Raw genomic sequence first — 15,259 nt, 5'->3', positions numbered from 1 at the left:
ACGGTCTCACAACCCGTCCCCGGTGCGCGAGGTTGCAGCGACCCCCCCGCCCACAGCGGCACGACCCAGCGGTCCGGTCCTCCTGCAACCGTGGGGCCGCCCCGCGGTGTTGAGAGGGCGTGATCCACCAGACTGCGCGGGCAGATGAGCGCCCGGTCGTGAGCCCGCGAGGGCGGCCCGCACCCTCTCTCCTCGAGCGGCTCGCCGCCGACCTCGACGGCGCGTTCGAGGAGGTGGTGACCGAGCACCAGCAGGCCCTGTTCGCCTTCATCGCCGCACAGTGCGGGGACCCCGGCCGCGCCGAGGAGACGGTCCAGGACGCCTTCGTCCGCGCCCACCGTGCGCTCGGCGGCTATCCCGCCGAGCGCATCCGGGCGCTGGCGCTCCGCCCCTGGCTCTTCCGCATCGCCCTCAACGCGCTGCGCAGCAGCCTGCGCGGCCGCCACCTGCAGCTGGTGCTGGTCGAGACCCCACCGGAGGGGGTGGATCCGGCCGCCGGCCCCGAGGTGGAGGCGCTGCGCGCCGCCGAGCGCGAGCGGCTGCTGGGGGCGCTGGCGTCGATCCCCGAGGCGCAGCGGGCGGCGGTGCTGCTCCGGTACGCCCACGACCTGAGCTACCCGCGGATCGCCGAGGTGCAGGGACGGCCGGTGGGCACGGTGAAGTCGGACATCCACCGCGGGCTCGAGGCGCTGCGGCGGCGGATGGGAGCGGAGGTGGAGGCGTGAATCACCAGGACCGGGGGCACGGGGTCCCCCCGCGAGATGTCGAAGCGGGGCTGCGCGAGCTGGGCCGGCGGCCGGCCCCGGACACGCTGCTGCCCGGGGTGCTGCGCCAGCTCGGGCTGGGCTTCTGGTACGCGCCGGCGGAGAGCTCGCTGGGCACGGTGCTCGTCGCCCACGGCCCCGCGGGGGTGGTGGCGGTGCGCCGGGGCACCGACGGGGCGGAGTTCGAGGCCTGGTTCCGCGAGCACCGGGGCGGCGCCGTGCACCCTGCCGCGGCGCTGCCCGAGGCGCTCGCCACCGCCGTCGCCGCCGGGCTGCGCGGCGACGGCCGCGGGGTCGACGTCGACCTCGGCGGCCTCACCGAGTTCCAGCGGGACGTGCTCGGGGCCACCCGCACCATCCCCCGCGGCGAGGTGCGCACCTACGGCTGGGTGGCGCGCGAGATCGGCCGGCCCGGGGCGGTGCGCGCCGTGGGCACCGCGCTCGGCCACAACCCCATCCCCCTGCTCATCCCCTGCCACCGCGTGGTCCAGGGCGACTGGCGGCTGGGCCAGTACAGCGGCGGCGGGCCCGAGGCGAAGCGGCGGGTGCTCGCCGCCGAGGGGGTGGACGCCGCCGACCTCGAGGCGCTGGCGCGGTCACGGGTGCGCTTCCACGGCAGCGACACCACCCGGATCTTCTGCGTTCCCACCTGCCGCGCCGCCCGGCGCATCCGGGATGACCACCGGGTGGCCTTCGGCTCGGAGCGCGAGGCCCGGTCGGCCGGCTACCGCCCCTGCCGGCTCTGCCGGCCGGCGGCGGCGGCCTGACCAGGGTTCAGCCAGGTTCCATCGGGCTGCTGCCCAATACAGGAGCCGTCACGCCGCGCGCTGACACCGTCGACACGGCGGACGGCGTCCCGTTCCCTAGGGCTGGGGCGGATGGTCGGCCCACCCGGCCGCCGCTCCGGCCGCCGCTCCGGCCGCAGGGCGGGCTCCGCGGAGCCGCGCGGCGGCGTCGAGCACCGCGGCGACGATGCGCTGGTAGCCGGTGCAGCGGCACAGGTTGCCGGAGAGCTCCTCGCGCACCTCGCCTGCGGAGGGCGCGGGGTTGCGAGCGAGCAGGTCGACGGCGGTCAGCAGCATCCCCGGGGTGCAGAAGCCGCACTGCAGCGCGTGGTGGTCGCGGAACGCCTCCTGCAGAGGGTGGAGCACGCCGCCCGGCGACAGCGCCTCCACGGTCGTCACCTCGGCGCCCTCGGCCTGGACGGCGAAGAGCAGGCACGAGCGGACCGCGCCGCCGTCGAGGAGCACGGTGCAGGCCCCGCAGGCGCCCTGCTCACAGCCGAGGTGGGTGCCGGTGAGGCCGAGATCCTCGCGGAGCGCGTCGGCGAGCAGCCGGCGCGGCTCCACCTCGAGCCGGTGCTCCTCGCCGTTGACGCGCAGGATCAGCCTCATCTCCCCGGGAGCGCCTGGCGCAGCACCCGGGTGACCAGCACCTCGACCATGGCGCGACGCCAGGCGGCGGTGGCGTGGACGTCGTCGCCGGGGTGGCAGGCGTCGCGGCAGCGGGCGGCGACCGCGGGGATCCCCGCCTCGTCGAGGCCGCCCTCCACCTCGACCCGCAGCGGCGCGCCAGCAACGCCCCCCAGGGTCACCCCGGCCACGCCGTCCCCGGTGGTGGCGGCGGCGAGCACGAGGGCGAAGTCGCCGTGGCGGCGGGCCAGCTCGGCGAAGCCCCAGCGGCGCGCCCCGGCGGCCAGCGGCACCCGCACCGCGGTGATCAGCTCGCCGCCGCCGAGGCGAGTGCTGAAGGCGCCGTCGACCAGGCCGGCGGCGGCGACGGTGCGGCCGCCGCCGGGACCGTCGACGCTCAGCTCGGCGTCCAGGGCGATCGCCGCGCAGGGAAGCTCGGCGGCGGGATCGGCGTGGGCCAGGCTGCCGCCGATCGTCCCCCGGGCACGGATGGCGCCGTGGCCGATCCAGCGCGCCGCCTCGGCGAGCAGGGGCGCGTGCCGGGCCACCAGCGGGTCGGTGGCGAGCCGGCGATGGCGGACCATGGCACCGATCACCAGCCACCCGTCCTCGACCGCCAGCCGCTCGAGCTCGCCCACCCGGTTCAGGTCGACCACCACGGTGGGGCGGGCGAGGCGGAGGTTCATCAGCGGCACCAGGCTCTGACCCCCGGCCAGGGGCCTGGCCTCGCCGCCGGCGGCGGCCAGGGCGGCGACCGCCTCGGCCACCGTCCCCGGCCGGACGTAGCGGAAGGGCGCCGGCTTCACCGCTAGTCGCCCTGGAACCGCGGCGGCCGGCGCTCGTGGAAGGCGGCGACGCCCTCGCGGAAGTCCCTGCTCTCCCAGGCGGCGCGGATCGTGGCGGCGATCTGGGCGTCGTCCGCCGCCGGGCCGCCGGCGACCCGCTCCAGGGCGAGCTTGTGGGCGGCGATGCTGAGCGGGGCGAGGGCGGCGATCTCCGACGCCCAGGCGAGCACCTCGTCGAGGCCGCCCCGGCGGTGGGCGAAGCCGAGCCGGAGCGCCGCCTCGGCGTCGACCTCGGCGGCGGCGAGGAGCACGCCACGGGCGACGCTCTCGCCGAGCAGCCGCACCAGCCGCCGCACGGTGCGCTCGTGGATGGCGAGGCCGAGCCGCGCCGCGGGGATGCCGAAGCGGGCGCGGCCGTCGACCACCCGCAGGTCGGCGGCGGCGGCGAGCTCGGTGCCGGCGCCGAGGGCGGGGCCGTTGACCGCGGCGACGACCGGCTGGGGCAGCGCCGGCAGGCCGTCGAGCAGGGCGCGCAGCGAGATCCGGAAGTCCTCGGTGTACAGGCCCTGGAGGTCGGCCCCGGCGCAGAAGGCCGAGCCCGCACCGGTGATCACCACCACCCGCGCGCCGGCGCCGGCGGCGGCGGTGACCGCCTCCAGCAGCAACCGGCAGTGCTCGGTGTCGAGGGCGTTGCGCCGCTCCGGGCGGTCGATGGTCAGCAGCGCGACCCGCTCGTGCCAGGCGGTGCGGATCACGGCGCCGCCGCCAGCGCGGCGTGGATGCGCGCCGGGGTCAGGGGAAGCTCGTTGGTCTCCACCCCCCAGGGCGAGAGCGCGTCGGCCACGGCGTTCGCGATCGCGGCGGCGACGCCGAGGGTCGAGCCCTCGCCGACCCCGCGGGCCCCGGTGACGGTGGCGGCGGGGTCGTCGAGGTGACCCACCTCGAGCGCCGGGATGTCGGTCGCCGTGGGCAGCAGGTAGTCCATGAGCGTGGCGGTGGTGAGCCGGCCGTCGGGGTCGTACACGTGGTGCTCGAGCAGGACGCCGCCGAGGCCCTGGGCGAGGCCGCCCTCGATCTGCCCGTCGACGATGGCGGGGTGGTAGGCGCGGCCCGCGTCCTCGACGCAGAGGTGGCGGAGGACCTGGATCTCGCCGGTGGTGCGGTCGACCTCGACGACGGCGGCCTGGGCACCGGCGGCGAAGGTGCCGCGGACCGGGTCGTAGGCACGGGTCTCCTCCAGCCCCGGCACGACGCCCTCGGGGAGGCGGTGGGCCTCGTGGTGGGCGACTCGGGCCACCTCGGCGACCTCGACGAAGCGGTCGGGGGTGTCGACCGCGCTCACCCGGCCGCCGGCGACGCGCAGGTCGGCCTCGCTCGCCTCGAGCAGGTGCGCCGCGATCTGGACGATCCTGTCCCGAACCGCGCGGGCGGCGAGCAGCACCGCGCCGCCGCCGATGACCCCCTGTCGCGAGGCGAACGCGCCGAAGCCGTGCGGTCCCGCGGCGGTGTCGCCCATGCGCACCTCGACATCGTCGTAGGCGACGCCCAGCTCGTCGGCGGCGATCTGGGCGAGGGTGGTCTCCAGGCCCTGGCCCTGCGAGGTGGTGGCGGCGAGCACGGTGACCCCGCCGCCGGGGTCGACCCGCACCGTGGCCGACTCGTGGCCGGTGCGGAAGGGCATCCGCGGCCCCGCCGACGCAGCGCTGCCCATCCCGGTCAGCTCGTTGTAGACGGCGAGCCCCACCCCCAGCGCCCGGCCCTCGTCGCGCAGCCGCGCCTGCCGCTCGCGCAGCGCGGCGTAGTCGAGGCGGTCGACGACGGCGTCGAGGCAGGCGCCGTAGGTGCGCGAGTCGTGCACCAGGCGGGTGGCGGCGGTGTAGGGCACGTCCTCGGGGCGCACCAGGTTGCGCCGCCGCAGCGCCACCGGGTCGACGCCGAGCCCGGCGGCGGCGAGGTCGAGCACCCGCTCCATGACGAAGACGGTGGCGGGGCGGGCGACGCCGCGGTAGGGCCCCGAGGGGGCGGTGTGGGTGGCCACCCCGCGCACCGTGCAGCGGTAGTTCTCGACCCGGTAGGGGCCGGCGAGCAGCCCGCCGGCCATCAGCGGCTCGAGCCCGGCGGTGAAGGGCGAGAGCGAGTAGGCGCCGGCGTTGCAGACCACGTCGGCGTCGAGCGCGAGCAGCCTGCCGGCGGCGTCGAACCCGGCGCGGACGGTGTAGGCGTGGTCGCGCGCGTGGCTGGCGCTGAGCAGGTTCTCGAGGCGGTCCTCCACCCACTTCACCGGGCGGCCCAGCCGCATCGCGAGCAGGCAGAGCATCGCGTCCTCCGGATAGAGGGACGCCTTCACCCCGAAGCCGCCGCCGACGTCGGGGGCGACGACCCGCACCCGCCGCTCGGCGAGCCCGAGCAGCTCGGCGAGGCCGTGCCGGGCCAGGTGCGGGATCTGGGTGCCGCTCCAGAGGGTCAGGGTGCCGTCCGCCGGGTCCCAGGAGGCCACCCCGGCGCGACCCTCCAGGGGCACCCCGCCGTGCCGGTTGGTGCGGAACCGCCGCTCCACCACGAGGTGGGACGCGGCCAGGGCGGCGTCGACGTCGCCGGCGTCGAAGGTGCGCCGGAGCAGCACGTTGTCCGGCGCCTCGTCGTGGACGACCGCGGCGCTGCCGGCGGCGCACGCCTCGACCGCGTCGACCACCACCGGCAGCGGGTCGCAGTCGAGCTCGACGAGGTCGGCGGCATCCTCGGCGAGGTAGCGGTCGGTGGCGACCACCGCGGCCACCGCCTCGCCGTTGAAGCGCACCCGCTCGCCGGCGAGCAGCGGCTGCGCGGTCTCGACGTACGAGCGCAGCGACGACCGCGCCCGCAGGGCGCGCCCCGCCACCTCGGGGTCGTCGCCGGTGACCACCGCCACCACCCCCGGCGAGCGCCGCGCCGCCGCGGCGTCGATGCGGCGGATACGGCCGTGGGCGAGAGGGCTGCGCACGAAGGCGACGTGGAGCATCCCGGGGAGGCGGAGGTCGCTGACGAAGCGTCCCCGGCCGGTGAGCAGCCGGGCGTCCTCCTTGCGCGGGACGCTCGTCCCCAGCACCGCCATGCTCAGACCATCGCGTAACCGCCGTTCACCGAGATCACCTGGCCGGTGATCCACCCGGAGAGCGGCGAGGCGAGCAGCAGCACCATCGGGGTGACGTCCTCGGGCCGTCCGAGCCGGCGCAGCGGGTACTGGGCGAGGATGCGGCGCATCCGCTCCTCGTCCTCGCCGCCGGCGTGGGCGGCGAGGCTGTCGGTGCGCACCAGGGCGATCGACACGCAGTTGGCACGGATGCCGTGCCGCGCCAGCTCGCGGGCGAGCGACTTGGTCAGCGCCATCGTCGAGGCGCGGGTGGCGGCGAGCACGCTCAGCCCCGACTCCCCCACCCGGCCGGAATCGCCCATCAGGCTGACGACGACCCCGCCACCGCGCTCCGCCATCCGCCGGGTCACCGCCTGGGTGACGCGGATGGTGCCGGTGACGATGACGTCGACCTGCGGCGCCCAGTCCTCGGGGGTGCTCTCGAGGAACGGCTGGCGGGTGCCCGCGGCGGCGTTGTTGACGAGCACGTCGACCGGGCCCAGTTCGGCCTCGACGCCCTCGACCATCGCCGCCACCTCCGCGTCGCTGCGCAGGTCGGCGCCGACCGCCATCGTCCGCACCCCGAGCGCCCGCGCCTCCTCGACCGCGGCCGCGGCTCCCGCCGCGGAGGTGCGGTGGTGGAAGGCGACGTGCGCGCCCTCGCGGGCGAAGGCGAGGCCGATCTCCCGTCCCAGCCCCTGCCCGGCGCCGGTCACCAGCACGACGCGATCGCTGAGCCGCAGGTCCGTCAGCTCGCCTCCTTGAGCTCCGTCACCAGCTCGGAGACCGACTTCTGCGCATCGCCGAAGAGCATCACCGTCTTCGGGTTGTAGAAGAGCTGGTTCTCGATGCCGGCGAAACCGGGGTTCATCGACCGCTTCAGCACCACCACGTTGGCCGCCTCGTCGACGTTGAGGATGGGCATGCCGTGGATGGGGCTGCCCGGGTCGTTCCGGGCCGCCGGGTTGACGACGTCGTTGGCGCCGATCACCACGGCGACGTCGGCCTGGCTGAACTCGTCGTTGATGGCGTCCATGTCGTAGAGCTGCGAGTAGGGCACGTTGGCCTCGGCGAGGAGCACGTTCATGTGCCCGGGCATCCGCCCCGCGACCGGATGGATGGCGTACTTCACCGCGATGCCGCGCGCCTCGAGCTGGTCGGCGAGCCGCTTGACGTCGTGCTGCGCGCGGGCGACGGCGAGGCCGTAGCCGGGGACGATCACCACCTCGCGGGCCAGCTCGAAGAGGGCGACGACGTCCTCGATGGTGGCGCTCCGCACCTCGCCGGCCATCTCCGCCGAGGCGCCGGCCGCCCCCGCCGGGCCGCCGCCGAAGGCACCGAAGAGGATGTTGCTCAGCGGGCGGTTCATCGCCTTGCTCATCAGCTGGGTGAGCACCATGCCGGAGGCGCCGACCAGGGCCCCGCTGACCACCAGCACCTGGTTGTCGAGGACGAAGCCGGTGATCGCCGCGGCGACCCCGGTGAAGCTGTTGAGCAGGGAGATCACCACCGGCATGTCCGCGCCGCCGATGGGGAGCACGAACAGCGGGCCGAGGATGAAGCTCAGCGCGGCGAAGACGATGAAGAGCCCGAGGCCGCCCTCCCTGGCGATGATGATCCCGCCGAGGACCAGGATGGTGGCGAGGATGGCGGCGTTGATCGGCTTCTGCAGCGGGTAGACCAGCGGCTTCCCGCTGATCAGCTCCTGCAGCTTCCCGAAGGCGACCATGCTGCCGGCGAAGCCGATCGAGCCGATCATGCAGCTGAGCAGGATGGTGATCGCGTCGAGGCGGGGCACGCTCCCCGCGGCGTCGAGGCGCCGGAACTCGTCGGCGGCGATCAGCGCCGCGGCGCCGGCGCCCATCCCGTTGAAGACCGCCACCATCTGGGGCATCGCGGTCATCCGCACCCGCCGGGCGGCGACGGTGCCGATGACCGCGCCCACCACGATCGGCGGGAAGATCAGCAGCCAGTTGTCGAAGCCCGCCTGCTGCAGGATCACGGCCAGCGCGATCAGCATGCCGACCGCCGCCAGGCGGTTGCCGGTGCGGGCGCCGCCGACGGTGCGGAGCCGCTTGATGGCGAAGACGAACAGCATCGCCGTGACGATGTAGGTGAGGGTGACCCAGGGGGCGGGGTTGCCGGTCATACCGCCCTGTCCCTGTCCGGCGCGGTGGGCTGCGTCGTCCTCGGCTTGAACATCTCGAGCATGCGGTCGGTGACCACGAAGCCGCCGGCCACGTTGAGGGTGCCGAGGAAGACGGCCAGCACGGCGATGACGTCGGAGCCGGCGTCGTGGGCGACCGCCGCGACCACGATCGCCCCGACCAGGACGATGCCGTGGATGGCGTTGGTGGCCGACATCAGCGGGGTGTGGAGGATGGCGGGCACCTTGGTGATCAGCTCGAAGCCGACGAACACCGCCAGGGCGAAGACGAAGCAGTCGATGGCGAGCGCCTGGCCGCTGATCCCGTGCATCCCGTTCCTCACCCTGTGACCGCCCGGTTCGAAAGCGGCCACATGGTACCCGCCGCCACCGTGGGGACAGCGCCGCGACGGCCGGGCCGGCGAACGGCCGTTCCCACCGCCAGGTTTGGGCTGGGCGAGCCTTCGGTAGGCTGATCCGGGCAGCCCCACCCGATACCGGAGTGCCGCCCATGGCCGAGCCCATCCGCTTCCACCTCGACCCCCTCTGCCCCTGGTGCTACCAGACCTCGCGCTGGGTGCGCCGGCTGGAGGCGCTCGGCGAGGTCTCGGTGGACTGGGCGGTCTTCTCGCTCGCGATCGGCAACCGGGGCGACGAGGGCCGCGCCGCCACCGACACCGGGGCCGCGCCGGCGCTGCGCACCCTCGTGCTGGTCCGCGCCGAGCGGGGGACGGCGGCCGCCGGCCGTTTCTACGCCGCCCTCGGAGCCGCGGTCCACGAGCGCGGCGCGCGGGTCGACGACCCCGAGGTGCTCACCGCCGCGCTCCGCGAGGCGGCCCTCGACGAGGCGCTGCTCGACCGGGCGCTCGGCGACCCCGCCACCTGGCGGCAGGTGCAGGACGAGCACGACGCCATGGTCGCCCGCCACAAGGGGTTCGGGGTGCCGACCATCGTCCTCGACGGCGGCGAGGGGGCGGCGATCTTCGGCCCGGTCATCGCCGAGGTCCCCGAGGACGGTGAGGCGGTCGAGCTCTGGCGCCACGTCCGCTGGCTGGCGGCCTACGAGAACTTCGCCGAGCTGAAGCGCAACCGCGTCACCCTGCCGGACCTCGCGAGCGTGCGCCGCGCCAGGGCCGCCGCCTGATGGGTCGCAGCCCCCGCGAGATCCTGGAGCACGCCACGACCATCGCCGTGGTCGGCGCCTCGCGCGACCCCGAGAAGGCGGCGGGCTCGGTGCCGCTGGCGATGCGGGCACACGGCTTCCGGATCATCCCGGTGAACCCCCACGCCGACGAGCTCTTCGGCGAGCCCGTCCACCGCCGGCTCGCCGACATCACCGAGCACGTCGACATCGTCGACGTCTTCCGTCCCGCCGGCGAGGCCGCGGTGGTCGCCGCCGAGGCGGTGGCGATCGGCGCCGGGGCGGTGTGGCTCCAGCAGGGCATCGTGTCCGAGGAGGCACGCCGGATCGCCACGGAGGCCGGCGTCGACTACGTCGAGGACCTGTGCATCGCCGTCGCCCGCGCCCTCAACCGGGTCGAGCGCCCCCGCTGATCAGCCGGCGGCGGGAGCCGCCTGCAGCCGGGCGCCGATGCACTCGCCCATCTGCCCCATCATCCGCCGGGAGACGTCCTCGATGACGCCGCGGCCGAACTGGGCGACCCGACCGGTCACGGTGAGGTCGGCGGAGAGGCTGACCGTCGAGCCGCCGTCGGGGGTGGTGGCCACGCCGAGCACGAGGTTGGCGCGGACCGAGCCCTGGCCGCCGATCTCACGGCCCTCGCCCCTGATGGTCACGGTGGCGGAGCCCTCGTCCTCGACCATGTCCACGATGTGCGCGGTGCCCTGGTAGGCGACCTGGACCGCGCCCACCTTGATCTTCAGCTTCCCCTTGAAGGTCTGGGAGTCGACGACCTCGGAGAGCTCCGCCCCGGGCAGGCAGCCCACCACCTGGTTGACGTCGAGCAGGTAGGCGAAGACCTGGTCGGGGGGTGCGGTCACGGTGAACGAGCTCTCGATCTTCATCTTCTTGTTCGCTTCCTCGACTAGGGCGGCAACCTCCCGATTCTGCGTCCGCGCGCGCCCCCGCCGCACCGCGGAGGAGGCGTCGGAGAGAAGGCGTCGGAGAGGCCTGATACACTCCTGTGTGTTCGTGGCGGTTGCTCATCGAGGCACGATCGTGGAAATCGGGCTGATCCTCCGCGAGCAGCTCGAGTCGCTGCACTCCATCTCGCTGGAGATCGCGGCCCTCCGCGAGCTCTCCGAGGTGCAGGACCGGGCGCTGGGCTACTGCCTCGAGCTGACCGAGTCGGAGTTCGGGTTCATCGGGCTGCTCACCGAGCAGCGCGACCACCTCGACGTCGCCGCAATCAAGGGGTTCGCCCCCTCCGACCCCCGCTTCTACGAGCGCTTCCGGCTGATCCCGGTGCGGCCCAGCGTCTTCGGCGTCACCATCACCGAGGAGCGCTCGCACATCTCCAACGACGTGGTCAGCGACCCCTTCCACGTCGGCCAGCCCCGCGGCCACCCGCCGACCGGCACCTTCCTCGGGGTTCCGCTGCGGGTGGGCACCACCGTGATCGGGATGATCGGCGTCGCCAACAAGGCGGGCGGCTACGTCGCCGACGACGAGCGGCTGCTCTCCACCTTCGCCAACCAGGTGGCGGTGGCGATCGACAACGCCCGGCTCTACGAGCGCCAGCGGGTGATGATCGAGGGCCTCGAGCAGCTCCACCGCCGTCTCGGCGAGGCCGAGCGCACCCAGGTGCTCGCCCAGGAGCGGGACCGCATCGCCGCCGGCCTCCACGACCACATCGAGCAGGGCATCTTCACCATCGGCCTCCAGCTCAGCTCGCTGCTGGAGGGCGAGGTCGAGCCCGCGATGGCCGCCCGCCTCCACGACATCCGACAGCTCGCCGGCCGCACCTCCGAGTCGGTGCGCGAGGTGATCTTCGCCCTGGCCCGCCCCGGCCTCACCAGCGCCGACCTCACCACGTCGGTGCGGCGGCTGCTGCGCGAGACCTCCCAGGCTCACGAGCTGGAGACCGACCTGGTGGTGAGCGGCGATCCCACGACCGCGGTCGCCACGGTGGCGCCCACCCTGCTCGCGGTGCTCCGGGAGGCGCTCGCCAACGTCGCCCGCCACGCCCACGCGCGGATGGTGCTGGTGAGCCTGCGCTACGCGCCCGACCGTGTCGACGTGGTCATCCAGGACGACGGCGCCGGCGCCCCCGAGCTGGTGCTGCACAGCTACCGTCAGAGCCACCTCCATTTCGGCCTGCGTCACATGCGCGAGCAGATCGTCGAGCGGGGCGGCAGCTTCCACGTCTCCAACGGTGAGGAGAGCGGCCTGTCGGTGCGGGTGAGCCTGCCGCTGCGGGAGCAGGCCGGGTGATCCGGGTCGTGATCGTCGACGACCACGAGATGGTCCGCGAGGGGCTGCGGACCATCCTCCAGTCGGAGCCCGACCTCGAGGTCGTCGGCGACACCGGCCTGGGCGGCGCCGTGCCCGACCTGGTCGAGCGCACCGAGCCGGACATCGTGCTCCTCGACGCCCGCCTCCCCGACATCGGCGGGCCCGAGGTCTGCCGCCGGCTGCGCGCCTCCCACCCCACGGTGCGGGTCATCATCGTGACCACGTTCTCCGACGACGACCTCGTCGACGAGTGCATCCGCGCCGGCGCGCGCGGCTTCGTGGTCAAGGACGTCGAGAAGTTCAGCCTCAAGCAGAGCGTGCGCGCGGTGCACCGGGGCGAGGGCGCGATCGCACCGGCGATCGCGGGGCGGATCCTCGACCGCATCCGGGTGCAGACCGCCGTCGCCGAGCCGCCCCAGCCGTCATTCACGCCGGCGCAGACTCAGATCCTGCGGCTGATCAGCGAGGGATTCTCCAACCGCGAGATCGCCGCCCAGGTGCACCTCAGCGAGAACACGGTGAAGTCGCACGTGCAGGAGATCTTCCACCGCCTCGAGGTGCGAAACCGGGTGGAGGCGGCGATCCGCGCCACCAAGGACGGCCTCATCTAGAGTGCTGCTGCGCCGCCCTGTCCAGGCCGGGCGGATGTCACCAGACTGCTCGAGACCCGACGTCAACGACCGTCAACCCGGTTGACGCCGCGCCGCGGTCAGGGCCAGAGCGTGCTGCCGTGCTCCAGCGCCACCATCGCCAGGTGCCGCGGATCGACGAGCGGCACCCCGTACCGCGCCGCCACCTCCTCCGGGTCGACCGGCTCCGTCGATGGGTTGCGGCATGCCAGGGGCACCGGGAAGTGGGTGTGCGCGCAGAGCTCGCCGGACGGCCGGGCCAGCGCGATGACCTCCGCCACCTCGGCGCGAACCCCCTCGTCCTGGTGCCGGCGCACCAGGCCGCTGAGCCGCACCGCGCCGAGCATCGTGCCGGTGCCGCCGAGGCGCTCGAGCCAGGCGCTCTCGGGGCGGTGGACCGCGTAGATGCCGCACTCGCACCGCCGCCCCGGGGCCCGATGGTCGGCCTGGTCCCGCCCCCGCACGGTGAGGTGCCGGGCGACGAGCCTGCGCTCGGACCAGACGCACGGGCGCACGCACGACGCCAGCACCGGGCGCCGCTCGTCGTCGAGGACGATCAGCCAGTCGCGGAAGCCGACGACGTAGATGCTCTGCCGCCGCGGACCTACGCCGGCACCGGCTCCTCCTCGCGCACCGGTTGGGCAGGCGGCTCCGCCGCCGGCACCAGCTCCCGTTCCGGCTCGGGCACCACCTCCACCTCCAGATCCTCCTTCTTCTCGAACGTCATCGTCGCCTCCTCCGCCGAGCGCCCGCCACCACGCGCGAAAGCGTTGCAACATCCGCTGAACCTCGACCACGTTGACCACGGCACACCCCAATCGCCCGTCCTCGTGTCAGAACGACGACACTACCAGCGATCCGCCCGCGAGGCGAGTCTCCGAACCGGCGACCGGAGCCGGGTCCGCCTGACGGTTCCGACAGGCTTTTCCGGGCGCGCGCGACGCTACGCGACGTTCGAGACAGGTGTGGCCGGATCACTCGCGCGGGCGGTGTCGTGCACGAACCGCGTCCCGCGCAGCAGCGAGGTCAGCGCGCCCACCACCGACATCGCGATCGCCAGGCCGAAGACGATCACCAGCCCGGAGTGGAACGGGGCGCTGATCAGGTGGGGGAAGAACTCGGGCCCGGTGAGGGTCGCGGCGTTCGACGCCGGCAGGGCGGCGAGCACGTGGGGGCCGAGCAGGCTGGCCACCGGGTTGTAGCCGAGGAACGCGGCGAAGAGGCTGCCCACCGGTGGCAGGCCGGCGACCTGGGTCGCGGTGGCCTCGGGGACGTGCTGCGCGACCAGCCCGCCGTGCATCGCCGCGGGCAGCGAGCCGGCGAGGCCGGCGACCATCAGCGAGAAGAAGACGCCGATGGAGAGGGTCATGCCCGCGTTCTGGAAGGTGGCGACCACCCCCGACGCGCTGCCCCGCTGGTGGGCGGGCACCGCGTTCATGATCGCGGTGGTGTTGGGCGCGGCGAAGAGGCCGGAGCCGATGCCGTTGAGCGCGAGCAGCAGCGCGAAGACCCGGTAGTCGAAGTTCACGGGCAGCAGCAGCAGCCCGGCGAAGGACACCGCGGTGAGCAGCAGTCCGCCGCTGGCGAAGGCGCGCGCGCCGAGGCGGTCGGAGAGGTGCCCGGACAGCGGCCCGGCGACGAGGAAGCCGATCGTCAGCGGCAGCAGGTAGATGCCCGCCCACAGCGGGGTCACGACGAAGTCGTAGCCGTGCAGCGGCAGCCAGATCCCCTGCAGCCAGATGATCAGCATGAACTGCAGCCCGCCGCGGGCGATCGACGCCAGCAGCACCGCGGCGTTGCCGGCGGCGAAGGCGCGGATGCGGAAGAGGCGCAGGTTGACCATCGGCTCGCGGTGGCGCACCTCGATGGCGGCGAAGGCGGCGAGCAGGACGGCGCCGCCGGCGAGGCCGGCGATCACCAGCGGGTTGCCCCAGCCCTCGGCCGAGCCGCCGTAGGGCTGGATGCCGTAGGTGATGGCGCCGAGCAGCGCGGTGAGGCCGACCGCGAAGGTGATGTTGCCCGCCCAGTCGAGCCGGCCGCGGACCCGCTGACCGAGCTCGTGCAGCGAGTGATATGCCCACACCGTGCCGGCCACCCCGACGGGCACGGAGACGAAGAAGACGGCGCGCCAGCTCCACTCCGAGAGCAGGCCGCCACCGACCAGGCCGATGAACGAGCCCGCCAGCGCCGCCACCTGGTTGATGCCCAGGGCGAGACCCCGCTGGGTGCTGGGGAAGGCGTCGGTGACGATCGCCGTCGAGTTCGCCATGAGCATCGCCCCGCCCACCCCCTGGACCACCCGCCACACGATCAGCCAGAGCGCGCCGCCGCCGCCGACGAGCGGGTCGAGCGCGAGCGCCACCGAGCCTGCGGTGAACACGGCGAAGCCGGCGTTGTAGATGCGCACCCGCCCGCGGATGTCGCCGAGGCGTCCCAGCGAGACCACCAGCACCGCGGTGACGAGCAGGTAGGCCATCAGGATCCAGAGCAGGTAGCCGACGTTGCCGGGGGCGAGCGGGTCGAGGTGGATGCCGCGGAAGATCGCCGGCAGCGAGATGATCACGATCGAGCTGTTGATCGTCGCCATCATCACCCCGAGGGTGGTGTTGGAGAGGACGACCCAGCGGTACGACGGGTGCTCGCGGTCGAAGCCGGCGATTTTCCTTGCCATAAGCGAAGTATATAGGGCGATCGGCGTTCCCGAGCCCCGTGGTCACCACGCCGTGACTGCCGCGCTTGCCCCGTCCGCTCGCCCGGCGTAGGCTTGGCGGCAGCGGTGCACGACAGCCGTTTCAGGAAGGCGTGCGACCGCGCGGGGAGGTGGCGAGGATGGATGGACGGAGTCCGGGCACGGGCCGGACAGCGGTCGGATGAGCCCGCTGCAGACCATCGTCAGCGGCCTGCAGGCGATCGCCGCGCACCGGATGCGGTCGCTGCTCACCTCGCTCGGCATCCTCATCGGCGTCGGCGCGGTGATCATCACCGTCGGCATCGGGCTC

At 74.2% G+C, this 15,259-nt stretch carries 17 protein-coding genes; 6 read left to right on the top strand and 11 right to left on the bottom strand.

Annotated elements, in window-relative coordinates; translation table 11 throughout:
- Positions 1 to 158 precede the first annotated feature (158 nt).
- The gene (locus tag VGL20_04900) at positions 159 to 725 is read left to right on the top strand and encodes an RNA polymerase sigma factor (protein ID HEY2703009.1); all 567 of its coding nucleotides are present in this window, start codon (positions 159 to 161) and stop codon (positions 723 to 725) included.
- Positions 722 to 1,531 (top strand): methylated-DNA--[protein]-cysteine S-methyltransferase, encoded by an 810-nt coding sequence (locus VGL20_04895; GenBank protein HEY2703008.1) that lies wholly within the window; start codon positions 722 to 724, stop codon positions 1,529 to 1,531. Before VGL20_04900 ends, VGL20_04895 begins: the two co-directional genes overlap by 4 nt.
- Positions 1,532 to 1,627: 96 nt before the next feature.
- Here VGL20_04895 and VGL20_04890 read toward each other — a convergent pair whose 3' ends face one another.
- The 7 genes from VGL20_04890 to VGL20_04860 are packed head-to-tail and all read right to left on the bottom strand — an operon-like array spanning position 1,628 to position 8,548.
- The gene (locus tag VGL20_04890; GenBank protein ID HEY2703007.1) at positions 1,628 to 2,158 is read right to left on the bottom strand and encodes a (2Fe-2S)-binding protein; all 531 of its coding nucleotides are present in this window, start codon (positions 2,156 to 2,158) and stop codon (positions 1,628 to 1,630) included.
- Positions 2,155 to 2,982, bottom strand: a complete 828-nt coding sequence (locus VGL20_04885; GenBank protein ID HEY2703006.1) for an FAD binding domain-containing protein — start codon at positions 2,980 to 2,982, stop codon at positions 2,155 to 2,157. The genes VGL20_04890 and VGL20_04885 overlap by 4 nt, the downstream gene beginning before the upstream one ends.
- Positions 2,983 to 2,984: 2 nt before the next feature.
- A complete protein-coding gene (locus VGL20_04880; protein ID HEY2703005.1) occupies positions 2,985 to 3,716 on the bottom strand; it encodes an enoyl-CoA hydratase in 732 nt (243 codons plus the stop codon).
- On the bottom strand, positions 3,713 to 6,052 hold the full coding sequence (locus tag VGL20_04875) for a xanthine dehydrogenase family protein molybdopterin-binding subunit (GenBank protein HEY2703004.1): 2,340 nt from the start codon (positions 6,050 to 6,052) through the stop codon (positions 3,713 to 3,715). Before VGL20_04875 ends, VGL20_04880 begins: the two co-directional genes overlap by 4 nt.
- A gap of 2 nt (positions 6,053 to 6,054) precedes the next feature.
- The gene (locus VGL20_04870) at positions 6,055 to 6,792 is read right to left on the bottom strand and encodes an SDR family oxidoreductase (GenBank protein ID HEY2703003.1); all 738 of its coding nucleotides are present in this window, start codon (positions 6,790 to 6,792) and stop codon (positions 6,055 to 6,057) included.
- A 26-nt stretch (positions 6,793 to 6,818) separates the two neighbouring features.
- On the bottom strand, positions 6,819 to 8,219 hold the full coding sequence (locus VGL20_04865) for an NAD(P)(+) transhydrogenase (Re/Si-specific) subunit beta (protein HEY2703002.1): 1,401 nt from the start codon (positions 8,217 to 8,219) through the stop codon (positions 6,819 to 6,821).
- Positions 8,216 to 8,548, bottom strand: a complete 333-nt coding sequence (locus VGL20_04860) for an NAD(P) transhydrogenase subunit alpha (protein HEY2703001.1) — start codon at positions 8,546 to 8,548, stop codon at positions 8,216 to 8,218. The genes VGL20_04865 and VGL20_04860 overlap by 4 nt, the downstream gene beginning before the upstream one ends.
- A 179-nt stretch (positions 8,549 to 8,727) precedes the next feature.
- Between VGL20_04860 and VGL20_04855 the strand changes: the two genes are divergently transcribed.
- Entirely contained in the window at positions 8,728 to 9,360 is a 633-nt protein-coding gene (locus VGL20_04855; GenBank protein ID HEY2703000.1) for a DsbA family protein, read from the top strand.
- Entirely contained in the window at positions 9,360 to 9,770 is a 411-nt protein-coding gene (locus VGL20_04850; protein ID HEY2702999.1) for a CoA-binding protein, read from the top strand. The genes VGL20_04855 and VGL20_04850 overlap by 1 nt, the downstream gene beginning before the upstream one ends.
- Here VGL20_04850 and VGL20_04845 read toward each other — a convergent pair whose 3' ends face one another.
- Positions 9,771 to 10,241 (bottom strand): SRPBCC family protein, encoded by a 471-nt coding sequence (locus VGL20_04845; protein ID HEY2702998.1) that lies wholly within the window; start codon positions 10,239 to 10,241, stop codon positions 9,771 to 9,773. It abuts the gene before it with no gap.
- A gap of 154 nt (positions 10,242 to 10,395) precedes the next feature.
- Here VGL20_04845 and VGL20_04840 point away from each other — a divergent pair, with 154 nt between their 5' ends.
- Together VGL20_04840 and VGL20_04835 are read left to right on the top strand one after the other, a co-directional pair.
- Positions 10,396 to 11,610 (top strand): GAF domain-containing protein, encoded by a 1,215-nt coding sequence (locus tag VGL20_04840; protein ID HEY2702997.1) that lies wholly within the window; start codon positions 10,396 to 10,398, stop codon positions 11,608 to 11,610.
- Complete coding sequence (locus VGL20_04835; protein ID HEY2702996.1) at positions 11,607 to 12,242, top strand: response regulator transcription factor; 636 nt, start codon at positions 11,607 to 11,609, stop codon at positions 12,240 to 12,242. Before VGL20_04840 ends, VGL20_04835 begins: the two co-directional genes overlap by 4 nt.
- A gap of 98 nt (positions 12,243 to 12,340) precedes the next feature.
- Here the strand turns inward: VGL20_04835 and VGL20_04830 are convergent, their stop codons facing one another.
- From VGL20_04830 to VGL20_04820, 3 genes are all read right to left on the bottom strand, one after another.
- Positions 12,341 to 12,790 (bottom strand): hypothetical protein, encoded by a 450-nt coding sequence (locus tag VGL20_04830; GenBank protein HEY2702995.1) that lies wholly within the window; start codon positions 12,788 to 12,790, stop codon positions 12,341 to 12,343.
- A gap of 74 nt (positions 12,791 to 12,864) precedes the next feature.
- Complete coding sequence (locus VGL20_04825) at positions 12,865 to 12,987, bottom strand: hypothetical protein (GenBank protein HEY2702994.1); 123 nt, start codon at positions 12,985 to 12,987, stop codon at positions 12,865 to 12,867.
- Positions 12,988 to 13,203: 216 nt separating this feature from the next.
- A complete protein-coding gene (locus tag VGL20_04820; GenBank protein HEY2702993.1) occupies positions 13,204 to 14,931 on the bottom strand; it encodes an MFS transporter in 1,728 nt (575 codons plus the stop codon).
- Between the last annotated feature and the right edge of the window lie 328 nt (positions 14,932 to 15,259).

Source organism: Candidatus Dormiibacterota bacterium (assembly GCA_036495095.1).
Classification (GTDB): domain Bacteria; phylum Chloroflexota; class Dormibacteria; order Aeolococcales; family Aeolococcaceae; genus CF-96.
The sequence above is the reverse complement of the archived record's forward strand: the minus strand, read 5'-3'. Positions and strand labels throughout refer to the sequence as shown.

Bases quoted from the DNA above. Each gene is read 5' to 3' on its own strand.
- VGL20_04820 (HEY2702993.1), bottom strand. From the start codon at position 14,931: ATGGCAAGGAAAATCGCCGGCTTCGACCGCGAGCACCCGTCGTACCGC.
- VGL20_04855 (HEY2703000.1), top strand. From the start codon at position 8,728: ATGGCCGAGCCCATCCGCTTCCACCTCGACCCCCTCTGCCCCTGGTGC.
- VGL20_04850 (HEY2702999.1), top strand. From the start codon at position 9,360: ATGGGTCGCAGCCCCCGCGAGATCCTGGAGCACGCCACGACCATCGCC.
- VGL20_04890 (HEY2703007.1), bottom strand. From the start codon at position 2,158: ATGAGGCTGATCCTGCGCGTCAACGGCGAGGAGCACCGGCTCGAGGTG.
- VGL20_04825 (HEY2702994.1), bottom strand. From the start codon at position 12,987: ATGACGTTCGAGAAGAAGGAGGATCTGGAGGTGGAGGTGGTGCCCGAG.
- VGL20_04865 (HEY2703002.1), bottom strand. From the start codon at position 8,219: ATGACCGGCAACCCCGCCCCCTGGGTCACCCTCACCTACATCGTCACG.
- VGL20_04845 (HEY2702998.1), bottom strand. From the start codon at position 10,241: ATGAAGATCGAGAGCTCGTTCACCGTGACCGCACCCCCCGACCAGGTC.
- VGL20_04860 (HEY2703001.1), bottom strand. From the start codon at position 8,548: ATGCACGGGATCAGCGGCCAGGCGCTCGCCATCGACTGCTTCGTCTTC.
- VGL20_04875 (HEY2703004.1), bottom strand. From the start codon at position 6,052: ATGGCGGTGCTGGGGACGAGCGTCCCGCGCAAGGAGGACGCCCGGCTG.